Here is a 22,873-nt window from a genome sequence, read left to right as displayed (position 1 = left end):
GCATTTAGAGCGGGCACTTACTAACACACCTCGTATGTTCTGAAAACGAACCATATGTCGAGAAATATGTACGTTATCAATCTCTATTCCACATACTGACTTAGCCGAATGCGTCAACTTTACAGCTGCATTTGCGCCAGATGTGCTCAAGAACGCGTTAAGAGTTAGACCATAAGCAATAATTAACGAAGTTAGCTTTGTTAGTTTAGAAAGAGTTGTCATGACTGAGAATTACAAAAATCAGTGACTGGTGTCAGAAGTTATCCACAGCCCTAATACATTGATTTGAGGCACTTACAAAGCAACTTCTTCGCCGAACGATTTTCAACACCCCAAAATGACTCCCGCCTCGCCATGTGCAAGGTAAGTCAATGAATAGATTAATTCATGATTCAGCCGAAGCTATTAGAGCACAGCTCTTAAAGCGGAGATTGTCAACCTAAAACTCGAGCATTGCTCGTTCTTCGCTATATGCAAATTTTTCTATACGGACAGAGGGGTTGGGGTTCAGAAGCGAGATTAAGGCCAGAGGTCCACTTCAGTTTGGGCCATCATCAGGAGGATTACTTCACTTGCCTTCTTCCGCCATCTTGGAAGAGCTTTCCTAGGTAACTCATGGAAATTTAATCCATCATCCTGACCAATCGAAACTGTAATTCCATTTCCACTAACGAAATATCTAATGGTGACGCCCCTGACCTCCATTTCAAGCTCGCCATTTTTAAGAAGTGATTGCGTCTGTTTTATGTAGCGAGGACGGTTATTCTCCAATCGGGTTTCTATCGAGATAGAATGCGCGTCACTTATTGAAAGCACTTGGTAATTGGAAAATCCATGATTGTTATTAAATTTCACTTTTTTAGAGTATGAGAACATTTTCATAGCAATTAGCGATTCAAAATTGTACGGGCTTCGCTGTCTGCGAATTCCGCCATAAGTCTTTTCAATTTCTCGTGTTTGCGCCATCCGAGACTCGACCACCCCAACTTACAGTAATCAAACCCACCATCCGTTGAGACGCGAAAGGTACATCCATCGTCTTCCAATGTATAAAGAAGGAGTGAATTGTTGATCGTAATTGAAAATTCTCCATTCTTCATCAGGAGTTCGGCTTGCATTTCATACCGAGAATGATTCTTCAACTCCAGGTCGTAAATGAGTTGGAAATAGGCACGCTCTTCCTCCAATTCCTCAGGAGTGAGAGAGTTCTCGACATCGTTGTCCATGGTCAGAGATTATCTCAAGTGCCACAATCAAGGGGGACAATTTTTCGTGACCTAGCCGGATGTGCTGTAGATTTTTGCCCGGCTATTAGAGCTTCCGCAAACGCAATCCCGTAGAATGATGACTTCTTAGTTGAAGCACACCTCCTAAATGTCTGTAAATTCTTCACCCGCATGCCAGAGGAAGTTGCAAGGAAGGGATTCGTAAATTTTTCAGTAATCAAATAATCTCTAAAAAGGCCCACTTTATATATTTGCACCGTTAATTTAACATTGCGTTGAGGGACGTTGCAGATGGATTGAGCATTAACTTTTACCGCCTTGAGCCCCATTGATTCATTTAGATGAGTTGAAAGGTGAGCATTGCCAATTTCAATACGACAGGACGCTTTTGGCGCTTTAGGGCGGGTCGTTGCTGCGTTGGAGGGAGTTGAGAAAAGTAAAGGAAGGATGGCCAAGAATGCAGCGGATAATGCCATTGGTTTTCTGAATAGTTTTGAGTATGTAGTCATGTCCGAGGATGACAAAATCCAAGGAGGCCCCGAGAAAGTTATCCACACGGAGAGAAAAATTGGCGGAGGATGTCCCAACCAGAAGACTGCCTGTATCAGGCAGGGGTTCCTCGTAAATAAGCGACCGATAGATATGTGTGATTCAGCCGAAGCGATGAGAGCAAAGCTCTCGGAGCGGAGGATGAGGGATTTGAACCCTCGGTAGGTTGCCCTACACACGCTTTCCAAGCGTGCGCACTCGGCCGCTATGCGAATCCTCCAGGGTGAGAACTCTATCGGTGGTCTAAGTATGATTAGCGCCAGATCCCTCGTGCGGCATTATCGTGCTGAACTCCCCCAGGGCTGGAAGGCAGCAAGGGTAAGTGCGCTCTAATGGGTGCACGAGGGGTCCTTTTAATCGAATTCTTTATGCGGGAGGAGTAAATAGGTGGCACTGGCGCTCTATCGCAAATATCGTCCTTCGGTCTTTTCCGATGTTATCGGCCAAGAGCACGTGACCATCCCGCTTTCAAACGCCCTGGCATCGGGTCGCACTCACCATGCCTACTTATTTTCGGGTCCGCGGGGATGCGGGAAAACCTCAAGTGCTCGGATCATGGCGCGTAGCTTGAATTGCGAACTCGGTCCTACGCCTACTCCCTGTGGTGAATGTCAATCGTGCCGAGACCTAGTCGCAAACGGTCCTGGTTCACTTGATGTCATCGAACTGGATGCTGCCACTCATGGACTGGTGGATGATGCTCGCGATTTACGCGACAAAGCTTTCTTTGCGCCAGTGCAGAGTAAGTACAAGATTTATATTATTGATGAGGCTCACCAACTTGGACCTGGCGCAGCGAACGCTCTTTTGAAAGTCGTCGAAGAACCGCCTCCTCATGTAATTTTTATTTTTGCAACAACAGAGCCAGAGAAATTGATTTCGACTATCCGCTCGCGAACGCATCATTACCCCTTTCGATTAGTGCCACCTGGAATCTTGGCCGCTAACTTGGAGAAGATTTGCAATGCAGAAGGCGTCAAAGTTGCTAAGGGTGTTATTCCCTTGGTTGTCCGTGCCAGTGGTGGCTCGGTACGAGATGCGCAATCCATTCTTGGACAACTACTCGCGGGCGCAGGTAAAGAAGGAGTGAGTTACGACATCGCCATCCAACTCCTGGGCTTTACCGATAGCGCGCTTCTGGATGATGCTATTGATGCTCTTGCAGCCCACGACGGCGCAACGCTCTTCAAAACGGTTGACCGGGTTATCGAATCTGGCCATGACCCACGTCGGTTTGCAGCGGATTTATTGGAGCGATTGCGCGATCTCATGATTGTCGATGCGCTTCCATCTGGTGGTGCGAGTGCGATTCTGCGCGAAGTATCAGATGACCAAATCGAGCGAATGGCTGCACAAGCACAAAGAATCGGTTCGGCAAGTTTGTCGCGCGCTGCCGATATTGCGGCTGAAGGTTTAACTCAGATGCGTGGCGCAACTGCACCAAGACTGATGCTGGAATTGATCTGCGGACGAATGTTATTGCCGATCAGCGATGATTCCGATCGCGGTTTATTGGTGCGCGTGGAGCGACTTGAGCGCGCCGAAAACTTAGCCCCTATGAGCTCATCGACCCCAAGAGTTGAGGCGTTGAAAACGGAAGCGCTAGAGACAAAAGCGCCAAAGAGTGAATCCATAAAGGTTTCGTCGGAGCCGGCTGATGGAGGCGACACTAAAAAAGTTCTTCCTGTGTCGCCAAATCAGTCGGAGCAGACGAAACCGGAGAAGATTGTTGCCCCTCCCGTTAGCAATGTAGACATTGCGGGACTGCGCAGACTCTGGCCTGATGTGATTGAAGACGTCAAGAAGCGCCGTCGCCTGACATGGTCTCTGCTCAGTACCAGTGCGCAGGTTCTTGCGGTTGATGACAGCGCAATCACAATTGCCATTGTGAATGCCGGGGCACGTGATTCCTTTATCCGATCTGCAAGCGATGAGATTCTGCGCCAATCCTTTATTGATGTGGTTGGACTAGATCGAAAGATCGAAGTCGTTGTCGATCCATCAATTGATCCAAATACACCACAGGCGCGAGCGGTGCGGGTGGATGAATCACCCACGGATGCCAATTTGCTTACGGGACAGGCGCTCCTAGCCAAAGAATTAGGCGCGCAGTTCATTAGCGAGAAACCCCGCTGATGAGTGGCATGTATGAAGGTGCCATACAAGATCTCATTGATGCTCTGGGTCGCTTGCCTGGCATAGGCCCAAAGAGTGCCCAGCGCATCGCTTTTCATATCCTTCAATCCGAAAGCGAAACTGCCGCGGCTTTAGTGGATGCGATCCGGACGGTAAAGGAGCGCGTGAAGTTCTGCACTATTTGCGGCAATGTCTCCGAAGAGAGCCAATGCCGAATCTGCCGTGATCCGCGCCGAGAAAATTCCTCCATCTGCGTGGTGGAGGAGAGCAAAGATGTGATTGCAATCGAGCGCACTCGAGAGTTCCGCGGCAAGTACCACGTGTTGGGCGGGGCTATCAGCCCAATCGACGGCATCGGCCCGGATCAACTGAGGATCCGTGAACTCCTGGCTCGACTGGCCGATGACTCGGTCACTGAGATTATTCTGGCCACCGACCCCAACTTGGAGGGCGAGGCAACCGCCACGTACTTGGCCCGCCTCCTTAAGCCCATGGGTATCAAAGTCTCACGTCTTGCCAGCGGCCTTCCGGTAGGCGGTGACCTTGAATACGCAGATGAAGTAACCCTGGGACGAGCATTTGAGGGACGACGGACCGTTGAGAACTAATAATCTCACTATTTGAACGGTTATTCATCTTAAAATGTGAGATAAGGTACCAAAGATTCCCCGGGTAGTTCATAATTGCGCCATGGGTCTGATTGTTCAAAAATACGGTGGTTCCTCTGTTGCCGACGCCGAGGGAATGAAGCGGGTTGCGGCCAGGATTGTGGCTACCAAGCGCGCCGGCAACCAGGTTGTGGTTGTCGTAAGTGCCATGGGTGACACAACTGATGAACTGATCGACCTGGCCAACCAGATCACTCCGATCCCACAGGGCCGCGAGCTCGACATGTTGCTCACTGCCGGTGAGCGGATTTCGATGGCACTTCTTGCCATGGCAATCTCCAATCTTGGTCACGAGGCGCGCTCTTTCACCGGCAGCCAGGCAGGCGTCATCACTGATTCGGCACATGGCAAGGCTCGAATCATCGATGTCACTCCGGGGCGAATCAGAGAAGCAGTCAATGAGGGTGCGATTGCAATTGTGGCTGGATTTCAGGGAATCAGCCAGGACACAAAAGACATTACGACCCTTGGTCGCGGTGGATCAGACACGACTGCCGTTGCTCTAGCTGCGGCATTAGATGCAGATGTCTGTGAAATTTATACCGATGTCGATGGAGTTTATAGCGCGGATCCTCGCGTTGTACCGAACGCTCGGAAGTTGAAAACTGTCACATACGAAGAAATGCTCGAACTCGCAGCCAGCGGTGCAAAAGTTCTGCATCTCCGATGCGTTGAATATGCACGCCGATATGAAATGCCGATACATGTTCGTTCATCTTTCTCAACCAACGAGGGCACGTGGGTGGTTAAGAACCATCCCGAAGGAGACACTATGGAGCAAGCCATCATCTCTGGAATCGCACATGACAAGAGCGAAGCCAAAATCACAATCGTGGGTGTGCCAGACCGCACCGGTGTTGCCGCTCGTATATTCCAAGCTATCGCGGATGCTGACATCAATATCGATATGATCGTTCAGAACGTATCTGCAGCATCGACGGGTCTGACAGATATTTCATTCACTCTTCCAAAGAGCGAAGGCGCTAATGCAACAGCAACACTTAAGCGCATTCAAGGTGAGGTTGGATTCCTTTCGATTCAATATGACGACCAGATTGGCAAACTCTCACTTGTTGGCGCTGGAATGCGCTCGCATCCTGGTGTTACCGCCAATTTCTTTGCAGCTCTCTCAGAGGCTGGCGTAAACATTGAAATGATTTCTACTTCCGAGATTCGCATTTCGATTATCTGTCGAGCAGCCGATCTTGAACGTGGCGTGATCGCCGCACATTCCGCCTTTGAACTGGATGATTCCGATGGAGAAGCAACCGTCTACGGGGGAACCGGTCGATGAGTCGTAAACCATCCCTTGCTGTTGTTGGTGCCACGGGCGCAGTGGGTACTGTCATGTTGGAGATACTTTCTACGCGCCCCGATGTGTGGGGTGAAATTCGTCTGGTCGCCTCCGAACGAAGTGCCGGCAGGCGATTGGTCTGCCGTGGAGAAGAGATCACTGTATTTGCGCTCTCACCAGAGGTTTTCGACGGAATTGATGTCGCGATGTTCGATGTTCCCGATGAGGTTGCGGCTGAGTGGGCACCCATTGCCGTATCTCGAGGTGCCGTAGTCGTTGATAACTCAGGAGCCTTCCGAATGGATGATGATGTTCCGCTCGTTGTTCCAGAAGTGAATCCACTGGACGCGCAGAAACGTCCGCGTGGGATTATCTCCAACCCCAATTGCACGACTCTCACGATGATTGTCGCCATGGGCGCATTGCACCGCGAGTATGAATTGAAAGAACTTGTTGTCTCGTCTTATCAAGCAGCATCGGGTGCGGGTCAGGCGGGCATCGACACCTTACGTGAGCAGATGGAGCTCCTTGCTGGGACAGACGCGGGCACTATCGCCGGTGATATTCGTTCAAAGATTTCCGACCTGGGGCCTTTTCCAGCGCCACTTGCACTCAATGTTGTGCCATGGGCGGGATCTCTTAAAGCAGATGGATATTCCTCTGAAGAACTTAAAGTGCGCAATGAGTCACGAAAAATTCTTGGGTTGCCCAACCTCAAAGTCTCGGCAACGTGTGTACGTGTACCGGTAGTGACTACTCACTCTCTGACCGTGCATGCTGTTTTTGGAAAAGAGCCCTCGCGCACGGCAGCGCAAGATATTTTGCAGAACGCGGCCGGCGTGAAATTGGTCGATGATCCGATCAACCATAAGTTTCCAACGCCTGCAGATGTAGTTGGGACCGATCCCACATGGGTTGGACGAGTTCGCAAGAGTCTTGATGATCCAATGGCGTTGGATCTATTTGTGTGCGGCGACAATCTGCGTAAAGGTGCGGCCCTCAACACCGCACAAATTGCCGAACTACTTGCCGAAGAATTCAGCGAGTAATCCAAAGTGAGTAAGGATCAGAATCGAGACGAACGCGTCATTTCTCATTTCGGTGGCGAGTGGAAAGCGTTTAACTATCTTGATGCTGGTCAATTAGAAGAACTTCGCGAACAGTTTTCTGCATACATTCGCGCATTACCCGAGGAAGTTAAAAGCCGCACCGACATGTCGATTGGCGATTTTGGTGCGGGAAGCGGCCGCTGGGCCCATTTCTTCTTGGATTTTGCGAAGGAGTTATGGTTAGTTGAGCCCGGAGTCGAATCGTTTGAGATTCTTCAGGAGCGGTTTGCTGTGAATGAGAAGGTACGCCTTCTCAACCAATCTGTTTCTGAGAATTCAGTTCCTGCAGAATCCCTTGATCTTGCCGTGTCTCTTGGCGTCCTCCACCACATCCCCGACACGATGCGCGGCATGAAGGACATCTATAAGAAAATGAAGCCCGGCGGGTATTTTCTCTGCTATTTGTATTACGCCCTTGATGACAAACCGTCCTATTATCGAATGATTTGGCGAGCCTCGAATCGATTGAGGTTCATGGTTTCGAAGTTGCCGTACCTTCCCAGAAGGTTGGTCTGCGAGTTCATCGCTTTATTTATTTACTTTCCTTTGGCGAGAATATCTAAAGTGCTTAAGAAAGTTGGAATCGATCCGCACAATGTTCCGTTGCATCACTATCAAGATATGACCTATTACGTCATGCGAAATGATGCTTTCGATCGATTCGGGACATCACTAGAGCAACGTTTTACCAAAGCTCAGATCACCGAAATGGTAGGTGGCGCTGGATTTGATCTTTCGACTCTGCATTTCTCGGATGCTGAGCCTTTCTGGACATTCTCGGTAAGAAAACCACTCTTGAGTTCACTCCAATAGTCACGTCCACTTTTCTAACAACCAACGCAACACGCAACGCCTTGCGAGCATCTTGACTTGGGCACTACGGGAGTTTGGTAATCAAGAGTTGAGTGCCTCTATCTGAGTGAAATTTTCACCCGGTTGCTCAAAGTGCCATTGCCTATCTCTAATTCTTGGGCAATTTGGGTCACGGGGCGACCGGTTTGGAGCGCGAACTGTGCTCCTCAAAGCGCCTAGTACGTGTTTACCCCCATCGCCCTACGTGTATTTCTACCTCTATTTATACGAGTAATACCCTCTGGAAAGCGCGGGGAGCACGGATGTAGGAGCGTGATGGGTCGGGCAGATTAGAGCCATAGGGAAGAACCCCTCGAACTGAAGGGAAATATCATGATCAGAACATCTAGCCACAAGAACGATGGCACTTTCGCTGGTCGCACCATCGCCGTTCTGATCATTTCCGCCTCAGCCCTTCTGGGCGGTGTTGCATTTGGATATGCCGCAGCCAGCGTCGGTGGAGCAGGTAGCACCTCAGTTAGCGTCTATGGACCTTCCCATCTCAAGGCACCTTTAACGGATGCATCCATCAGTGTTGCCACAGGCGATGCCGCAGTCTCCCCCTCTGCGGCTCCCGCTGAAATGGCACCTTTGACGGCCCCCATTGAAATGGCACCCCTAAGCGTGCCAGCGGCTTCCACGGAAATGGCACCTTTGACAGTATCAACGAGTGCTTATGGACCTTCACATCTCAATGGACCATTGAAGTAATCACACATACTCTGGCATCTGGGATGAGTCAACGCAGGACGTTCAAATCCAGCGGATTAGAACCTATGATCTGTTTAGCGGGGTGTGGCGCAGCTTGGTAGCGCGCGTCGTAAGGGATGGTCGCAGGTTCAAATCCAGTCACCCCGACGCTGATCTTGTCACCATTGAAGTTTTTAGTAGATGTTACCTTGATGACTAGTAAAGTAGTCAACTGCCTAGTAAAGTAGTCATAAGACTAGTAAAGTAGTCAAGGAAGCGAAGGCAGAAAATGGACCTCACGACACCTGCTCATGCCGTCATCCCATCCCTTGATGCCGAAGTTCTGCTTGCCCTAGTTGGGATAACAATGCCGATGACTGGCAGGCAAATAGAACGACTCATAGAAGCCAAGAGTTATCGAGGTGTAAGTCTTGTTTTGGATCGTCTTCGAGAGCAGGGTCTTCTTAACGTTCAAAAGGCTGGAAATGCCAACCTATACACATTTAACCGCGATCACGTAGCCGCACCAGCGGTGGAGGCTCTTGTCGATCTTCGGGGGAAGTTTTTTGAGCGAATTGGAAGGGCAATCACTGAATGGACGATTCATCCTGTGTCTGCCGCTGTATTCGGTTCTGCAGCCAGGGGGGACGGTGGCGTTAAATCCGACATTGACATGCTGATTATTCGACCAAATCGTCTGCGTCCCAGTAGTCGTAGTGACGAGTTGTCGGAAGTAGTTGAGCCCCAGAAGAGTTACTCCGAAATGTGGAGTGCCCAACTCCTTGAACTTAGTCACTGGGTATATCGGTGGTCGGGTAATCCAGCCAGTCTCATTCAGGTATCGCTATCCCAATTTCAAGAAATGGTGGAACGAGGTGAGCCCATTGTTGAGTCATTGCGAGATGATGCTCGATATATCTGGGGACCCGATGCTCTGAAGATGGTTGAGGCGCGGAGATGAGTGCAGCAAAACTTGGACGAAGCGGTACTTGTGGGAAGCCCGAAGCCAGAATCCGCCTAAAGTCAGCTCGCAAATACCTTGAGTCCGCCGATCTGTTGGAGGGTGAGGCACTCGAGGGGATCGGAGAATCTGGCAGCGTGGCAGCATCAATGGCTGTACTTGCTGGGATTGCGGCATCAGACGCTGTCTGCTGTTTCAAACTCCACATCCGCTCTCGCGGTGACGACCACCGAAAGGCTGCAGAGTTCCTACGGCAGATTGAAGGAGGCGATAAGGCGGCAGGGGACCTCTTGGAACTTCTTTCGTTAAAGGACACAGCTCAATATGGCATGATCCACATCTCACTAAACGACTTGAAGATCGCAATGCGACGCGCACAGTCTCTTGTGGAATTTGCAACGAGGACCCTCGGAGCAAGTTGAGCAAGTGCATAACTGCTCCATAAACAGTATGGAATGAAAATCATCTTAGGGCGTAGTGCCTCACGTCAAGATGCGGATTAGAACCTATGATCTGTTTAGCGGGGTGTGGCGCAGCTTGGTAGCGCGCGTCGTTCGGGACGACGAGGTCGCAGGTTCAAATCCAGTCACCCCGACGAAGTAAGAGTCACGAGGGATACCTCGGGCGGACTTGCAACGCGTATACGCGCATACGGACTTGTCCCCATACCAGCAGAAACATTGAGCCATGGCTCTTTCCCGAACCGCGTAAGCCCTCTTGCCCTCCACGTTGGCAGATCGCAATTGGTTGTAAGCGCTCTACTCCCCCCAATCCAGGGCAGGCGAACCTGTCCACCGTGTGTGTGTCCGGCGAAGATTGCATCTAGACCGTCATCGCGCATTGCGTCGAGTACTCGAAGATAGGGGGCGTGCGTGACGCCTATGGCTATATCTGTAGTTGAATCTGGTTGGCCAGCTACAAGTGAGTAGTCATCTCGATTCAAATGGGCATCATCTGTGCCGCGCGCTTCGATGAGGCTTCCATTGACGGTAAGTAAGGCACGCGAGAAGTTGAGGTTTCTCCATCCTCGATCGGTGAGCCCTGCGGCAAGTTCATGCCACGGCAGGGGCTCACCATGGATGCGCTCTCCATGGTCTGGCGTGAGATACGAGAGAGGATTCTTCAGTCGAGGAGCGAAGTAGTCGTTTGAACCGAATACGAAGAGACCCGGAATATCGAGCAATTCATCGAGTGCATCTAGAGCGATGGGCACAGCATCGATCGAGCCCAGAAAATCGCCTGTACTAATGACGAGGTCGGGTTGGAGTTGGACGAGACTCTTAATGTCGGCAATCTCGCGCTTTCGATCAGGAGTGAGATGCAAATCTGAGAAATGGAGAATTCGGATGGAATTGCACCCCGCCGGAAGGATCGGCATTTCTGCCTCTCGTACTACAAAACCCATACCAACTCCTATTCCCTAGCATGAGAAGATACCGCTATGGGACTTAAAGAAACACTCCGAACCGATCTGACAGAAGCGATTCGATCTCGCGATGAATTGACCTCGGGCACAATCCGAATGGTTCTAACGGCAATCACAAATGAGGAAGTCTCCGGCAAGAGCGCCCGCGAGTTGAGTGAAGCAGAAGTCATCACCGTGCTCTCGCGTGAAGCGAAAAAACGCCGTGAAGCAGCAGAGGCTTTCGAAACGGGAGATCGTCCAGAGAGGGCAGCCCTAGAACGAGCAGAAGGTGAAGTGATTGCGAAGTATCTCCCTGAACAACTCAGCGATGAGAAATTGAGGCAGATGATTGCCGAGGCAATTGCGGAAACCGGGGCAGCGGGGCCGGCAGGGATGGGACTCGTGATGAAAGTGCTCTCGCCTAAGATTGCCGGCAAAGCAGATGGAGGTACGGTCTCTGCGGCCGTACGGGAAGCACTCTCCAAATAATCTTTTACGGTAAACCTAAACGCGAGACCAAGAACAGAGAAGGTGTGGAATGAAATTTGAATACGTGACAGTTCCGTTATTGACGCACGCAACCAAGCAGATCCTCGACAACTGGGGTTCTGAAGGGTGGGAATTGGTGCAGGTAATTCCAGGGCCTGGTGGTGGAGATCAACTAGTCGCATATATGAAGAGAGAGATCAAATGACCAACGTACGCGCAAAACTTGCCGAACTCGGCTTAGAACTTCCAGTTGCTGCCAAACCTATTGCGGCGTACGTACCCGCGGTACGTACTGGAAATTTGGTTTTCACTGCAGGACAACTCCCCCTTGTTGATGGGAAGATTTCTCTCACGGGCAAAGTTGGCGGTGCAGTTAGCGTTGAAGAGGCAAAGGCGCTGGCTCAGATTTGCGCACTTAACTGTTTAGGCGCAGTGGAAACAGTTGCAAATGTGGACGACATCGTAAAGATCGTCCGAGTTGTTGGATATGTAAACGGAGTACCAGGTTTTATAAATCAGCCAGCAGTCGTGAATGGTGTGAGCGAACTCTTCCTTCACATTTGGGGCGAAGCAGGAAAGCATGCGCGATCAGCAGTGGGAATTGCTGAATTGCCGATGGACTCACCCGTGGAGGTCGAACTCACCGTTGAACTGCGTGGGTGATTAACGCCCGCGCTTGTTCAAACGATCGACATCAATGATAAGGACTGCACGACCGTCGAGTCGGATCCAATTACGACTTGCGAAGTCCGCGAGTGCTTTGTTTACCGTTTCGCGCGAAGCGCCCACGAGTTGTGCGAGTTCTTCTTGCGTGAGGTCGTGGTTAACGTAAAGACCTTCATCGGTCTCTTTTCCAAAGCGATCACCCAGATCCATAAGTGCTTTTGCAACACGACCTGGAACATCCGAGAAAACTAGATCGCCAACAACTTCATTGGTGCGACGCAATCTTTGCGCCAATCGCTCTAGTAAATCGAGTGCAACCTGCGGGTGTCGTGTAACCCACGGAATAACTTGATCGTGTCCGAGACTTAGGAGTCGAACGTCAGTGACCGCGGTTGCAGTTGCGGTGCGCGGGCCGGCATCAAAGAGGGAGAGTTCGCCGAACATTTCGCCCGGTCCAAGAATTGAAAGTAAATTCTCTCGACCATCTCCGCTGGATGTACCCAATTTTAATTTGCCTTCGATGATCACGTAAAGATGATGTCCCTCGTCGCCTTCAGAGAAGAGAGTTGCACCTTTTGGTAGTCTCACCGTGTCCATGGTGGCACGTAGGGATGCGGCTGAGGCGTCATCGAGGGCAGTAAATAATGGGGCGCGGCGAACAATCGCTTCGTCTTGAGTCACGGGGGGACTTTACTAGCAAATGGGCCAAAGTTTCACCTTTAGTTCCAGACGCGTAGCCTCTGATGCGTGATGACCGATCCGCAATCTGTGAAGAGCGCTCGCTCGATTTACCGGATCCTCTCCAAGACCTACCCCGATGTGCACTGCGAGTTGGATTTCAAGAACCCTCTGCAGCTCTTGGTCGCCACGGTGCTTTCTGCCCAGTGCACGGATAAGCGGGTGAACCAGGTGACTCCCGCCCTTTTCCGGAAGTACCGCACAGTCCAGGATTTCGCCGGTGCGGATCTTCTGGAAATTGAGGAGCTCGTGCACTCCACCGGGTTTTTCCGAGCCAAGGCTAGGAATATAAAAGGTCTGGCGATCAAGCTTGAGTCTGAATTCAACGGAAAGGTCCCGCGCACTCTGGAGGAGTTAGTGACTCTGCCTGGAGTGGGTCGGAAGACTGCGAACGTCGTGTTGGGGCATGCCTTTGACACGCCAGGTATTACCGTAGATACGCACTTTGGACGATTGAGTCGACGCTTTCAGTGGAGTCACTCGCTGGACCCGGTGAAGGTCGAACGCGATGTTGCTGCACTAATACCCCAACAGGAATGGACAAACTTGTCTCAGCGGATGATTTGGCACGGTCGGCGGATCTGTCACTCGCGCAAGCCGGCTTGTGGTGCCTGCCCACTAGCGAAGATCTGCCCATCAGTTGGGATTGGCGAGATGGATCCCGCACGGGCACGGGCACTCGTCAAGTCAGATTCGGATTTCCGATGAATCGTCCAAAGATTCTTACTATCTTTGTGATTTCATCAATCGTCTTATCAGGGTGTTCTTCTCAATCTACTGTGGTGCCAAAACTGGGAACCGTCGTTGGATGTGAATCAATTCCGCTCTCTTCATCTAATGAGGGGGTTGAGATTCCCTGTCTTGACGGAAACTCCACAGTTCACTTTAATCAATTGAAAGGACCTCTGATTCTTAATGTGTGGGGTTCATGGTGTGCTCCGTGTAAAGAGGAAATTCCGATCTTCCGTTCTTTTTACTCTAAAGCAAAGACCCAAATCCGCCTTCTCGGGGTCAACGTTGAAGAAGCGAAGCGGACCGACGCGACCAATTTTGTGATTGAGAATGGTATGACCTGGCCCAACTTAACCGACCCGGACGGAAGGACTCGCGGACTCTTTGGAATGGGAGTTCCCGTCACTTGGTTTATCGACACTGCGGGCAAGGTCGTTTATAAGAAGATAGGGGTGTTGCGAAACGAAGCAGAATTACGGACTCTGGCAAGTAAATACCTCAATATCACCGTAGGTTAGCGTCATGTTTGTAGACGCAGTTCTGGTTATCCTCGCCATTTTTGGCGTCATTACGGGTTTTCGAAGGGGATTCCTCCACACCATCTTTTCGACCGTTGGCTATATCGGTGGAGGCGTACTGGGATTGGCCCTGGCGCTTCAGTTTGCTGCAGAGGTACACAGTGCGATCAACAGATTTGGCGCGACAGTTCTTGCAATCTTTATTATGGCCGAACTCGGGAGACGCCTTCTTGGTGCATTGGCCCATTTCTTCCGAGCCAGACTTCTGTGGAGCCCACTTCGTTTTATAGATTCTCTTGCTGGAGTTGCTTTGGAATTATTGCGCGTCACCGTGATTTCTTACTTGGTGATCTCTGTAATTCTCTGGTCGCCCTGGAGCGCGGCAAGGAGCGCAGTTTCGGAAAGCACGATCTACCCAAAAATAAACGAGAAGATGCCTACATTCGTAACTCACTTACGCGCCGAGATTGAGAAAAGCTTAAACGCTATTCGTCCGCTGTAGCGCTCTGGAGTCCCTCCGAGATCAGCTTCATGATGTTTGGATCAGCAAGTGTTGTTGAGTCTCCTACGGCCCGATTTTCCGCAACGTCTTGGAGAAGCCGCCGCATAATTTTTCCGCTGCGAGTTTTTGGAAGTTCTGCGACTAAAATGATCTGTCGAGGTCGTGCGATAGGTCCAATTTCCTTCGCGACGTGATTTCGCAATTGCGCAATCAACTCACTGCCTTCAGCATGAGCAATTCCAGAACGCAGAATAACGAAGGCGACAATTCCTTGCCCAGTCATTGCATCCGATGCGCCAACGACTGCTGCTTCTGCGACTGCATCGTGAGATACCAGAGCCGATTCAACTTCAGTTGTGGAAATGCGGTGACCTGAAACGTTCATGACATCGTCGACTCGACCGAGCAACCAAATCGCTCCATCGTCATCGAGTTTGGCACCGTCTCCCGCAAAGTAAAGGTCATCAAATTTGGACCAGTAGTTTTCCTGGTAGCGCGCGGGTTCTCCCCAAATTCCGCGCAACATTGAGGGCCATGGTTGATCAATAATGAGGTAACCACCATGACCATTAGCCACTGGTTCGGCCTTCTCGTTGACCACTTTCACGCTGATGCCAGGCAGGGGTCGCATAGCCGAGCCGGGCTTACTTGCCGTGATGCCAGGCAGGGGTGAAATCATGATCGCTCCCGTTTCGGTCTGCCACCAGGTATCCACGATCGGGCAGCGTCCTCCGCCGATCAGGTTGTAGTACCACATCCATGCTTCAGGATTGATTGGCTCACCAACACTTCCAAGCAGACGTAGCGAAGATAAGTCGTGTGCTTGAGGATATTGATCACCCCACTTCATCCATGTGCGGATGAGCGTAGGTGCGGTGTAGAGAATCGAAACTTTGTACTTGGCGATCAATTCAAAAATTCGGCCCTTATGAGGAGTGTCCGGCGTGCCTTCATACATCACTTGAGTGGCGCCATTCATGAGCGGTCCATAAACAACATACGAGTGACCCGTAACCCAGCCGATATCCGCGGTGCACCAGAAGACGTCAGTCTCGGGCTTGAGATCAAAGACCATTTTGTGGGTGAATGCGACCTGAGTTAAGTAGCCCCCGGTCGTGTGGAAAATACCCTTTGGTTTGGCTGTGGTTCCGGAGGTGTAGAGAATAAAGAGCGGATGCTCACTATCAAAACTTTCCGCGATGTGCTGATCACTTTGACGATCGACAATCTCATCCCACCAGACATCACGGGCAGCGTCCCAGGCGACGTCCTGTCCAGTTCGCTTCACAACCAGAACTTTCTTTACCTTCGTTTCTCCAAGAAGTGCTTCATCAACGGCTGGTTTGAGTGCGAAAGCATTTCCCTTGCGGAAGCCACCATCGGATGTAATGACCAGAGTTGCATCGGCATCCCTAATTCTTGAAAGGAGTGCTTCGGCGGAAAAGCCGCCAAAGACAACAGAGTGAGGTGCGCCCAGACGGGCGCATGCCAGCATTGCGACAGCTGCTTCTGGAATCATTGGCATGTAGATCGCCACGCGATCTCCGGCTTTGACGCCCAGTTCGATGAGCGCGTTTGTCGCTTTTTTTACCTGAATAAAGAGGTCTGCGTACGTGATCGTGCGGGTGTCTCCAGGTTCGCCCTCAAAATGAAATGCCACGCGATCGCCGCGTCCTTCTTCAACATGCCGGTCGAGGCAATTGACCGAGGCGTTGATGGTTCCTCCGATAAACCACTTAGCGTATGGAGGCTGCCAGTCGAGGGCCTGATCCCAATGCTTCTCCCACGTCAACTCCTCCGCCTGCGTCTCCCAGAAAGCGATTCGGTCTCTGTTCGCCTGCGCATAGATAAAAGGTTGTGCATTGGCGTCCGCAGCGAATTCAAGGCTGGGCAGGAAGGTGCGGGTTTCGGTCAGTAAATTTTCAAGTGTCTCTTCGCTCATAGTCCGAGGAGATTACCGCCCATTCTCATAGTTGGGTAGCAATGCACCGATCTGCGTTGCTCACACGTGAGATTGGCGCGATGAGAGAGAGGCTCTCCTGCACAGAGAATGTCCGTCTCACATATTAGAACGAGAGAAAGGAACACATGAGCCTGATCGCATTTTTCACGATGTTTCTCAAGATTCTCGGCAATCCCGCCTTAGTCAGCGGGCTGGCCAGCATCTTGTTGAAGATACTCAAGACGCTCGGACACTGAGAGCCCAAACTGCCTCGCCCGTGAGGGTCAAAAAGATCGCGATGCGGCATCATTCCTCCTGGTGCCGCATGGCGATTTTTGGTTCTGGGCAGAATGTGGTGGGATAGGGCGTAAGCCTCCAATCGGCCCAATGGCGCGCTAGATGAGAGAATTACACTCGCGCCCATCATTGGAGTCGAAATGCCAATAGCCAGTCCAGAGATTTACTCAGAAATGCTCGATCGCGCTAAAAAAGGCGCCTTCGCTTATCCAGCCATCAACGTCTCATCATCTTCCACCCTCATTGCAGCTCTGCGCGGTTTTGCTGAAGCGCAATCTGATGGAATCATCCAATTTTCCTGGGGCGGCGCGGAATTTGCCTCTGGTTCGACCGTCAAGAAGATGGTGGACGGTGCGGTTGCCCTCGCAGAGTTCGCACATATCGTGGCAAAGAATTACAACGTTCAGATTGCACTTCACACTGACCACTGCCCCGCCGAAAAGCTCGATGGCTTTATGCGGCCGCTGCTTGATTTCGGTGCGCAGCGGATCAAAGATGGGAAGGCCCCACTTTTCAACTCTCACATGTGGGATGGCTCAGCCGTTTCCATGAAGGAGAACATGAGCATTGCAGACGAACTGATAGTGAAGTCAGCTGCCGCTAAAACGATCCTGGAATTAGAGATTGGCGTTGTCGGTGGCGAAGAGGATGGCGTTGAGGCAAAGCATGATGCCAAGTTGTACTCCACACCGGAGGATGCCATCTTGACGGCCGAAACTCTAGGTCTTGGTGAGCGCGGGCGTTACATGCTTGCTGCAACATTCGGAAACGTTCATGGAGTTTACAAACCCGGCAACGTTGTACTTCAACCAAAAATCCTCCAGGAATTGCAGGACGCGGTTGCGGCGAAAAAGGGCCTTGTTTCTGGTTCAAAGCCTTTTGACCTCGTATTTCACGGCGGTTCTGGATCGCTTCTGAGTGAAATTCGAGAGGCGCTCGATTACGGTGTCATTAAGATGAATATCGACACCGATACTCAATACGCCTACACCCGACCAGTGGTCGATCACGTGATGAAGAATTACGACGGCGTCCTCAAGATCGATGGTGAAGTTGGAAATAAGAAGATGTATGACCCACGTGCTTGGGGCAAGGCAGCTGAAGCAGGTATGGCTGCTCGTGTTCAACACGCATGTGACGATCTTCGCTCGGCAGGAACATCTCTACTCGCTTAATTTCTTCACTCTTCTAACGAAAGGCGTTACTTATGCCAGCCATAGTTCTGCTGGGAGCACAGTGGGGCGATGAGGGCAAGGGTAAAGCTACTGACCTGCTGGGTGACCGCGTTGATTATGTCGTCCGCTATCAAGGCGGCAACAACGCGGGTCACACAGTTGTTATCGGTGATCAGAAGTACGCACTCCACCTGCTTCCTTCTGGAATATTGAGTCCGGATGTTGTGCCAGTCATCGGTAATGGTGTTGTCATTGACCCCGGCGTACTTCTACAGGAGATAAAGGACCTCACGGAGCGCGGAATAGATTGTTCTAAACTGGTTATTAGTTCGAATGCGCATTTGATTACGCCTTATCATCGCACTATCGACAAAGTTACCGAACGCTTTCTTGGCACTTCCAAGATTGGTACGACAGGTCGAGGTATTGGACCAGCTTACGCAGACAAGATCAATCGGATTGGTATTCGCGTGCAGGATCTTTTTGATCCTTCGATTCTTCGTCAGAAAATTGAGAGTGCTTTACGAGATAAAAACCAAATTCTGGTAAAGGTATTTAACCGAAAGAACATCGAAGTCGAAGATGTGCTTGCAGAATATCTAGGGTATGCCGAGATATTGCGCCCATATGTCACTGATACAGGACTGCTCCTTAACAAGGCATTGGAGGAAGGCAAAATTGTCCTTCTCGAGGGATCCCAAGGCACACTCCTCGATGTTGACCATGGAACATATCCATTTGTCACTTCCAGTAATCCGACGGCGGGCGGGGCTTGCACAGGATCTGGCATAGGTCCAACCAAGGTTACGAAGGTAATCGGCATTGTGAAGGCGTACACAACGCGAGTTGGATCCGGTCCATTCCCAACAGAACTTCTCGATGAAGATGGCGAGAAGTTACGCACCATTGGCGGCGAAGTTGGCGTTACTACGGGACGCGCCCGTCGCTGTGGCTGGTATGACGCACCAATTGCGCGTTACGCCGTTCGAGTAAACGGACTCACTGATTTCTTCTTAACAAAGTTAGATGTTTTAACTGGTTGGGAGAAGATTCCGGTCTGTGTCGCATATGAAATTGATGGCAAACGTATTGAAGAGTTACCTTCTTCTCAATCGGATTTCCACCACGCAAAGCCAATCTATGAATACCTCTCTGGTTGGACCGAAGACATTTCTAGCGCGCGCAAACTTTCGGATTTGCCTAAGAACGCGCAAGCGTACGTAGCATTTCTCGAGAAGATTTCAGGTGCACCGATGAGCGCAATTGGTGTTGGTCCTGGAAGAAATCAGACCATCGTCGTAAAGGACTTTGTCTAAGGATGAATACTCTGGTGGGAGGCGTGGCTCAAATTATTGAGGCACTCCGATGAAAGTTCTACTCATTGGCAGCGGCGGACGCGAACACGCACTTGCATCCGGTCTGGCAGTTGATCCCGAGGTAGCAGAGCTTCATTGCGCACCTGGCAATCCCGGAATTTCCGAAATCGCAACAATTCATCCGGTCGATATGACCGACAATGCGGCAATTTTACTTCTTGCACAAGAGTTAGACGTTGATCTCGTTGTAGTGGGGCCAGAGGCGCCACTAGTGAATGGGGTGGCAGATGTATTGCGAGCAAGTGGATTTGCAACTTTTGGCCCGTCCAAGGCGGCGGCTCAATTAGAGGGATCCAAAACTTTTGCAAAAGAAGTTATGAATGATGCCGGTGTCCCAACCGCACGAAGTTTCACTTGTACGACTCGACAGGAAATCGAGAGGGCCTTGGATTCGTTCAGCGCGCCATATGTTGTAAAGGACGACGGCTTGGCTGCTGGAAAAGGTGTGGTTGTTACGCGGGACCGTGATGTAGCCCTCAAGCACGCACTGAGTTGCAAGAAAGTCGTTATCGAAGAATTTCTCGACGGCCCGGAGATTTCACTCTTTGGAATTTCAGACGGGAAAAGAATCATTGCCATGCAACCGGCGCAAGATTTTAAGCGCGCGCGCGATCATGATGAGGGCCCCAACACAGGTGGGATGGGCGCATACTCACCACTTCCTTGGGCACCGACAGATATTGTCGAGCAGACCCAGCGGGAAGTTCTCGCACCGATGATTGCTGAAATGGCGGCGCGGGGTACTCCTTTTGTGGGTTTGCTTTATGCGGGTCTTGCACTCACAAACCATGGAACTCGGATTATTGAATTCAACGCTCGATTTGGCGATCCAGAGACGCAGGTACTGATTCCGCGTCTCATCACGCCTTTGGGAGCACTTCTGTATAAAGCGGCCATGCGAGATCTAGATGGGGTAACTCTGGAATGGCGTGAGGAGTCGGCAGTCACGGTGGTGCTGGCAGCACATGGCTACCCAGATTCGCCGCGGACGGGAGACCCGCTCACGGGCCTTCCAGATATTGATTGCGTACAGGTCTTCCAGGCTGGAACTGGCTTAGTAAACGACGAACTCGTCTCTAACGGTGGTCGGGTATTGGCTGTTACTGGTCTGGGTAGCGATCTTACGGAAGCGCGCAACTGCGCTTATCGCGGGATAAGCCAGATTCACTTGGAGGGCTCGTTTTTCCGCACGGATATAGCTTTCAATGCCTCGATTGCGGAGAAGGGCAACTGATGGGCGAGAATGTACCAGTGAGTGTTCTGGCGAGTAGATATGCATCAGGTGCAATGCGCGAGATCTTTGCGCCGGAAGCCAAAATAATTTCTGAGAGAAAACTCTGGCTTGCAGTCGCACGAGCTCAATCCAAACTCGGTCACCCAATTAGCCAGGATGTTATTCGGGATTACGAAAAGGTAATCACTCAAGTTGATCTCTCTTCCATCGATGCGAGAGAGAAGATCACTCGTCATGATGTGAAAGCAAGAATAGAAGAGTTCAATGCTTTGGCTGGCCACGAGGCTATCCATGCTGGAATGACAAGTCGTGACCTGACGGAAAATATTGAAGCACTTCAAATCAGAAATGGCTTGCTTATTGTCCGAGACAAGACGGTTGCTTTGTTAGCCCGCTTAGGTGAGCGAGCAACCCAATATGCCGATCAACCAATCGCCGGCCGTTCACACAACGTTCCGGCCCAGATCACAACTCTTGGAAAACGTTTTGCCTCAGCCTCGGAAGAATTACTTTTTGCCTACGAACGCCTCTCCTCTCTTTTGGAGCGCTACCCGCTTCGAGGAATAAAGGGGCCGGTCGGAACAGCGCAAGATTCCATCGATCTGCTCGGATCCTCGGAAGCACACAAGCAACTCGAACTCTCAATTGCTTCTGAATTAGGTTTTGATCACGTACTGGATTCAACAGGTCAGGTTTATCCTCGCTCCTTCGATTTTGATGTTCTCTCTTCGTTGCTTCAGATTGCAGCAGCGCCATCCTCGCTAGCGACTTCTATTCGGCTTATGGCGGGTGCCGAACTTGTCACGGAAGGTTTCAAGGCCGGACAAGTTGGCTCCTCCGCCATGCCGCATAAAATGAATACTCGTTCTTGCGAACGTGTAAATGGTCTCACTGTGCTTCTCCGCGGGTACGTCTCTATGGCTGGCGAATTAGCCGGAGACCAGTGGAACGAAGGCGATGTCTCATGCAGCGTTGTGCGCCGCGTGGCGATTCCGGATGCTTTTTATGCCATTGATGGGCTGTTGGAGACCATGCTCACCGTAATCAGTGAATTTGGTATTTTCCCGGCAGTTATTGAGGCAGAACTTGAGCGGTACCTGCCATTTCTGGCCAGCACCAAAATCCTGATGGCAAGTGTGAAGGCGGGTGTGGGTCGTGAAGCCGCCCATGAGATTATCAAAGAGCACGCAACCCAAGCTGCATTAGCCATGCGCGAAGGAAAACCCAACTTACTTCTCGCTGCTCTCGCTGATGATCCAAGGATTCCGCTGGATAGGGAGAGCCTGGCTGCACTCATCAGCAATCCCATTGAATTCACGGGCGATGCCCGTGAGCAGGTTGCCCGCGTTGTGAAGAGAATTGAATTGATTACCGCGACGCATCACGATGCCGCCAATTACAAACCAGGGACGATTCGATGAGCGGCTTTGGCCAAGCCGGGCCACCACCAGCAGCCGTAATTCCAGGCTGGACACATCTGCGAACTGGAAAGGTTCGTGATCTTTATTCAGACGCGTCGGGCCGCCTGTTGATGGTGACGTCCGATCGGATCTCTGCTTTCGACTGGGTTCTACCCACGCCGATTCCAACAAAGGGGGCCGTACTTACTCAGCTCTCACTCTTCTGGTTCGAACAGTTGAAGAGCATTGTTCCAAATCACGTCATTAGCGTGGATGTTCCATCAGAGGTGAAAGGCCGCGCGGTAATTGTTAAACCGCTGACCATGTTCCCCATTGAATGCGTGGCACGCGGTTACCTCACGGGCAGCGGATGGAGTGAGTATAAAAAGTCGCAGTCAGTCTGTGGCATTCCTCTTCCGAGTGGCCTACTGGATGGCTCACAACTTCCTGAAAATATTTTCACTCCTGCGACGAAGGCGGCAGTTGGAGACCACGACATAAATATCAATCTAGAACAAGCACTTGAAATTGTTCCTAAAGCAAATGAACTCAGCGATCTGACTCTCCAGCTCTATAGCGCCGCCGCTGATTACGCCAAGGGCCGCGGAATTATCCTCGCTGACACGAAATTCGAATTCGGCGTTGATGAAAATGATGAGATCACTCTGGGCGATGAGGCTCTGACTCCAGACTCATCCAGGTTCTGGGATGCACAAACATGGAGTCCTGGTGGAGCCCAGCCTTCTTTCGACAAACAATTTGTTCGCGACTACTTGGTGGAAAGCGGGTGGGATCGTGAATCCCCACCGCCGCAGTTGCCTGCAGAGATCGTCGAGAAGACGGCAGAACGTTACCGAGATGCATATTTGAGGCTTACCGGCACACCCTTCCAGGATTAGACGACAAAGGAGCAG

At 51.1% G+C, this 22,873-nt stretch carries 25 protein-coding genes, 3 tRNA genes and 1 other RNA gene; 22 read left to right on the top strand and 7 right to left on the bottom strand.

Going from position 1 to position 22,873, the window contains the following annotated elements; translation table 11 throughout:
- Positions 1-519 precede the first annotated feature (519 nt).
- The 4 genes from VMW30_02710 to VMW30_02695 all read right to left on the bottom strand — a co-directional run bounded on the left by VMW30_02710 (position 520) and on the right by VMW30_02695 (position 1,995).
- A complete protein-coding gene (locus VMW30_02710; GenBank protein HUW87273.1) occupies positions 520-855 on the bottom strand; it encodes a hypothetical protein in 336 nt (111 codons plus the stop codon).
- Between the two features lie 32 nt (positions 856-887).
- A complete protein-coding gene (locus tag VMW30_02705; protein HUW87272.1) occupies positions 888-1,226 on the bottom strand; it encodes a hypothetical protein in 339 nt (112 codons plus the stop codon).
- A 14-nt stretch (positions 1,227-1,240) separates the two neighbouring features.
- Positions 1,241-1,735, bottom strand: coding sequence for a hypothetical protein (locus VMW30_02700; protein ID HUW87271.1), 495 nt, complete (start codon positions 1,733-1,735; stop codon positions 1,241-1,243).
- A 175-nt stretch (positions 1,736-1,910) separates the two neighbouring features.
- Positions 1,911-1,995: transfer RNA gene (locus tag VMW30_02695), tRNA-Ser, on the bottom strand.
- A gap of 39 nt (positions 1,996-2,034) precedes the next feature.
- On the opposite strand from VMW30_02695, the gene ffs reads away from it, so the two are divergent.
- The 11 genes from ffs to VMW30_02640 all read left to right on the top strand — a co-directional run bounded on the left by ffs (position 2,035) and on the right by VMW30_02640 (position 10,080).
- An RNA gene (gene ffs, locus VMW30_02690) (signal recognition particle sRNA small type) lies at positions 2,035-2,131 on the top strand.
- A 31-nt stretch (positions 2,132-2,162) separates the two neighbouring features.
- Positions 2,163-3,911, top strand: coding sequence for a DNA polymerase III subunit gamma and tau (locus VMW30_02685; protein HUW87270.1), 1,749 nt, complete (start codon positions 2,163-2,165; stop codon positions 3,909-3,911).
- An 8-nt stretch (positions 3,912-3,919) separates the two neighbouring features.
- Positions 3,920-4,519 (top strand): recombination mediator RecR, encoded by a 600-nt coding sequence (gene recR, locus VMW30_02680; GenBank protein HUW87269.1) that lies wholly within the window; start codon positions 3,920-3,922, stop codon positions 4,517-4,519.
- 82 nt (positions 4,520-4,601) lie between these two features.
- The gene (locus VMW30_02675; GenBank protein HUW87268.1) at positions 4,602-5,873 is read left to right on the top strand and encodes an aspartate kinase; all 1,272 of its coding nucleotides are present in this window, start codon (positions 4,602-4,604) and stop codon (positions 5,871-5,873) included.
- Complete coding sequence (locus VMW30_02670; GenBank protein ID HUW87267.1) at positions 5,870-6,922, top strand: aspartate-semialdehyde dehydrogenase; 1,053 nt, start codon at positions 5,870-5,872, stop codon at positions 6,920-6,922. Before VMW30_02675 ends, VMW30_02670 begins: the two co-directional genes overlap by 4 nt.
- A gap of 6 nt (positions 6,923-6,928) precedes the next feature.
- Entirely contained in the window at positions 6,929-7,795 is an 867-nt protein-coding gene (locus VMW30_02665) for a class I SAM-dependent methyltransferase (protein ID HUW87266.1), read from the top strand.
- Between the two features lie 372 nt (positions 7,796-8,167).
- The gene (locus VMW30_02660; GenBank protein ID HUW87265.1) at positions 8,168-8,545 is read left to right on the top strand and encodes a hypothetical protein; all 378 of its coding nucleotides are present in this window, start codon (positions 8,168-8,170) and stop codon (positions 8,543-8,545) included.
- A gap of 78 nt (positions 8,546-8,623) precedes the next feature.
- Positions 8,624-8,692, top strand: a tRNA-OTHER gene (locus VMW30_02655).
- A 121-nt stretch (positions 8,693-8,813) separates the two neighbouring features.
- Positions 8,814-9,485: a nucleotidyltransferase domain-containing protein gene (locus tag VMW30_02650; GenBank protein ID HUW87264.1), complete on the top strand. Its 672-nt coding sequence runs from the start codon at positions 8,814-8,816 to the stop codon at positions 9,483-9,485.
- Positions 9,482-9,907 (top strand): hypothetical protein, encoded by a 426-nt coding sequence (locus VMW30_02645; GenBank protein HUW87263.1) that lies wholly within the window; start codon positions 9,482-9,484, stop codon positions 9,905-9,907. The genes VMW30_02650 and VMW30_02645 overlap by 4 nt, the downstream gene beginning before the upstream one ends.
- A gap of 99 nt (positions 9,908-10,006) precedes the next feature.
- Positions 10,007-10,080, top strand: a tRNA-Pro gene (locus tag VMW30_02640).
- On the opposite strand, the gene VMW30_02635 is transcribed toward VMW30_02640, so the two are convergent.
- Positions 10,072-10,890 (bottom strand): metallophosphoesterase, encoded by an 819-nt coding sequence (locus tag VMW30_02635; protein HUW87262.1) that lies wholly within the window; start codon positions 10,888-10,890, stop codon positions 10,072-10,074. The two genes, VMW30_02640 and VMW30_02635, sit on opposite strands and share 9 nt — an antisense overlap.
- Before the next feature lie 36 nt (positions 10,891-10,926).
- Here VMW30_02635 and VMW30_02630 point away from each other — a divergent pair, with 36 nt between their 5' ends.
- Genes VMW30_02630 through VMW30_02620 form a run of 3 tightly spaced genes read left to right on the top strand, consistent with a single transcriptional unit; the run spans position 10,927 to position 12,042 of the window.
- On the top strand, positions 10,927-11,379 hold the full coding sequence (locus tag VMW30_02630; GenBank protein HUW87261.1) for a GatB/YqeY domain-containing protein: 453 nt from the start codon (positions 10,927-10,929) through the stop codon (positions 11,377-11,379).
- 49 nt (positions 11,380-11,428) lie between these two features.
- Positions 11,429-11,584: a DUF4177 domain-containing protein gene (locus VMW30_02625; GenBank protein ID HUW87260.1), complete on the top strand. Its 156-nt coding sequence runs from the start codon at positions 11,429-11,431 to the stop codon at positions 11,582-11,584.
- Entirely contained in the window at positions 11,581-12,042 is a 462-nt protein-coding gene (locus VMW30_02620; GenBank protein ID HUW87259.1) for a RidA family protein, read from the top strand. The genes VMW30_02625 and VMW30_02620 overlap by 4 nt, the downstream gene beginning before the upstream one ends.
- On the opposite strand, the gene VMW30_02615 is transcribed toward VMW30_02620, so the two are convergent.
- Positions 12,043-12,726, bottom strand: a complete 684-nt coding sequence (locus VMW30_02615) for a Crp/Fnr family transcriptional regulator (protein ID HUW87258.1) — start codon at positions 12,724-12,726, stop codon at positions 12,043-12,045.
- A gap of 69 nt (positions 12,727-12,795) precedes the next feature.
- Here VMW30_02615 and nth point away from each other — a divergent pair, with 69 nt between their 5' ends.
- From nth to VMW30_02600, 3 genes are read left to right on the top strand one after another with little or no spacing between them, the layout of a single operon-like run.
- Complete coding sequence (nth, locus tag VMW30_02610; protein ID HUW87257.1) at positions 12,796-13,491, top strand: endonuclease III; 696 nt, start codon at positions 12,796-12,798, stop codon at positions 13,489-13,491.
- The gene (locus VMW30_02605) at positions 13,488-14,033 is read left to right on the top strand and encodes a TlpA disulfide reductase family protein (protein ID HUW87256.1); all 546 of its coding nucleotides are present in this window, start codon (positions 13,488-13,490) and stop codon (positions 14,031-14,033) included. The genes nth and VMW30_02605 overlap by 4 nt, the downstream gene beginning before the upstream one ends.
- Before the next feature lie 4 nt (positions 14,034-14,037).
- Positions 14,038-14,535 (top strand): CvpA family protein, encoded by a 498-nt coding sequence (locus VMW30_02600; protein HUW87255.1) that lies wholly within the window; start codon positions 14,038-14,040, stop codon positions 14,533-14,535.
- Here VMW30_02600 and acs read toward each other — a convergent pair.
- Positions 14,519-16,477, bottom strand: a complete 1,959-nt coding sequence (gene acs, locus VMW30_02595) for an acetate--CoA ligase (protein HUW87254.1) — start codon at positions 16,475-16,477, stop codon at positions 14,519-14,521. The two genes, VMW30_02600 and acs, sit on opposite strands and share 17 nt — an antisense overlap.
- A 437-nt stretch (positions 16,478-16,914) precedes the next feature.
- Between acs and fbaA the strand changes: the two genes are divergently transcribed.
- From fbaA to VMW30_02570, 5 genes are read left to right on the top strand one after another with little or no spacing between them, the layout of a single operon-like run.
- Positions 16,915-17,949 (top strand): class II fructose-bisphosphate aldolase, encoded by a 1,035-nt coding sequence (gene fbaA / locus VMW30_02590; GenBank protein ID HUW87253.1) that lies wholly within the window; start codon positions 16,915-16,917, stop codon positions 17,947-17,949.
- 32 nt (positions 17,950-17,981) lie between these two features.
- Complete coding sequence (locus VMW30_02585) at positions 17,982-19,265, top strand: adenylosuccinate synthase (GenBank protein ID HUW87252.1); 1,284 nt, start codon at positions 17,982-17,984, stop codon at positions 19,263-19,265.
- A 49-nt stretch (positions 19,266-19,314) separates the two neighbouring features.
- Positions 19,315-20,559: a phosphoribosylamine--glycine ligase gene (gene purD, locus VMW30_02580; GenBank protein HUW87251.1), complete on the top strand. Its 1,245-nt coding sequence runs from the start codon at positions 19,315-19,317 to the stop codon at positions 20,557-20,559.
- On the top strand, positions 20,559-21,980 hold the full coding sequence (gene purB, locus VMW30_02575) for an adenylosuccinate lyase (protein ID HUW87250.1): 1,422 nt from the start codon (positions 20,559-20,561) through the stop codon (positions 21,978-21,980). Before purD ends, purB begins: the two co-directional genes overlap by 1 nt.
- Positions 21,977-22,858, top strand: coding sequence for a phosphoribosylaminoimidazolesuccinocarboxamide synthase (locus VMW30_02570; GenBank protein HUW87249.1), 882 nt, complete (start codon positions 21,977-21,979; stop codon positions 22,856-22,858). The genes purB and VMW30_02570 overlap by 4 nt, the downstream gene beginning before the upstream one ends.
- The last annotated feature ends 15 nt before the right edge of the window (positions 22,859-22,873 follow it).

It is taken from the genome of Candidatus Paceibacterota bacterium (genome assembly GCA_035530615.1).
Lineage (GTDB): Bacteria > Actinomycetota > Actinomycetes > Nanopelagicales > Nanopelagicaceae > QYPT01.
This window is presented reverse-complemented; position numbering and strand designations above follow the sequence as displayed.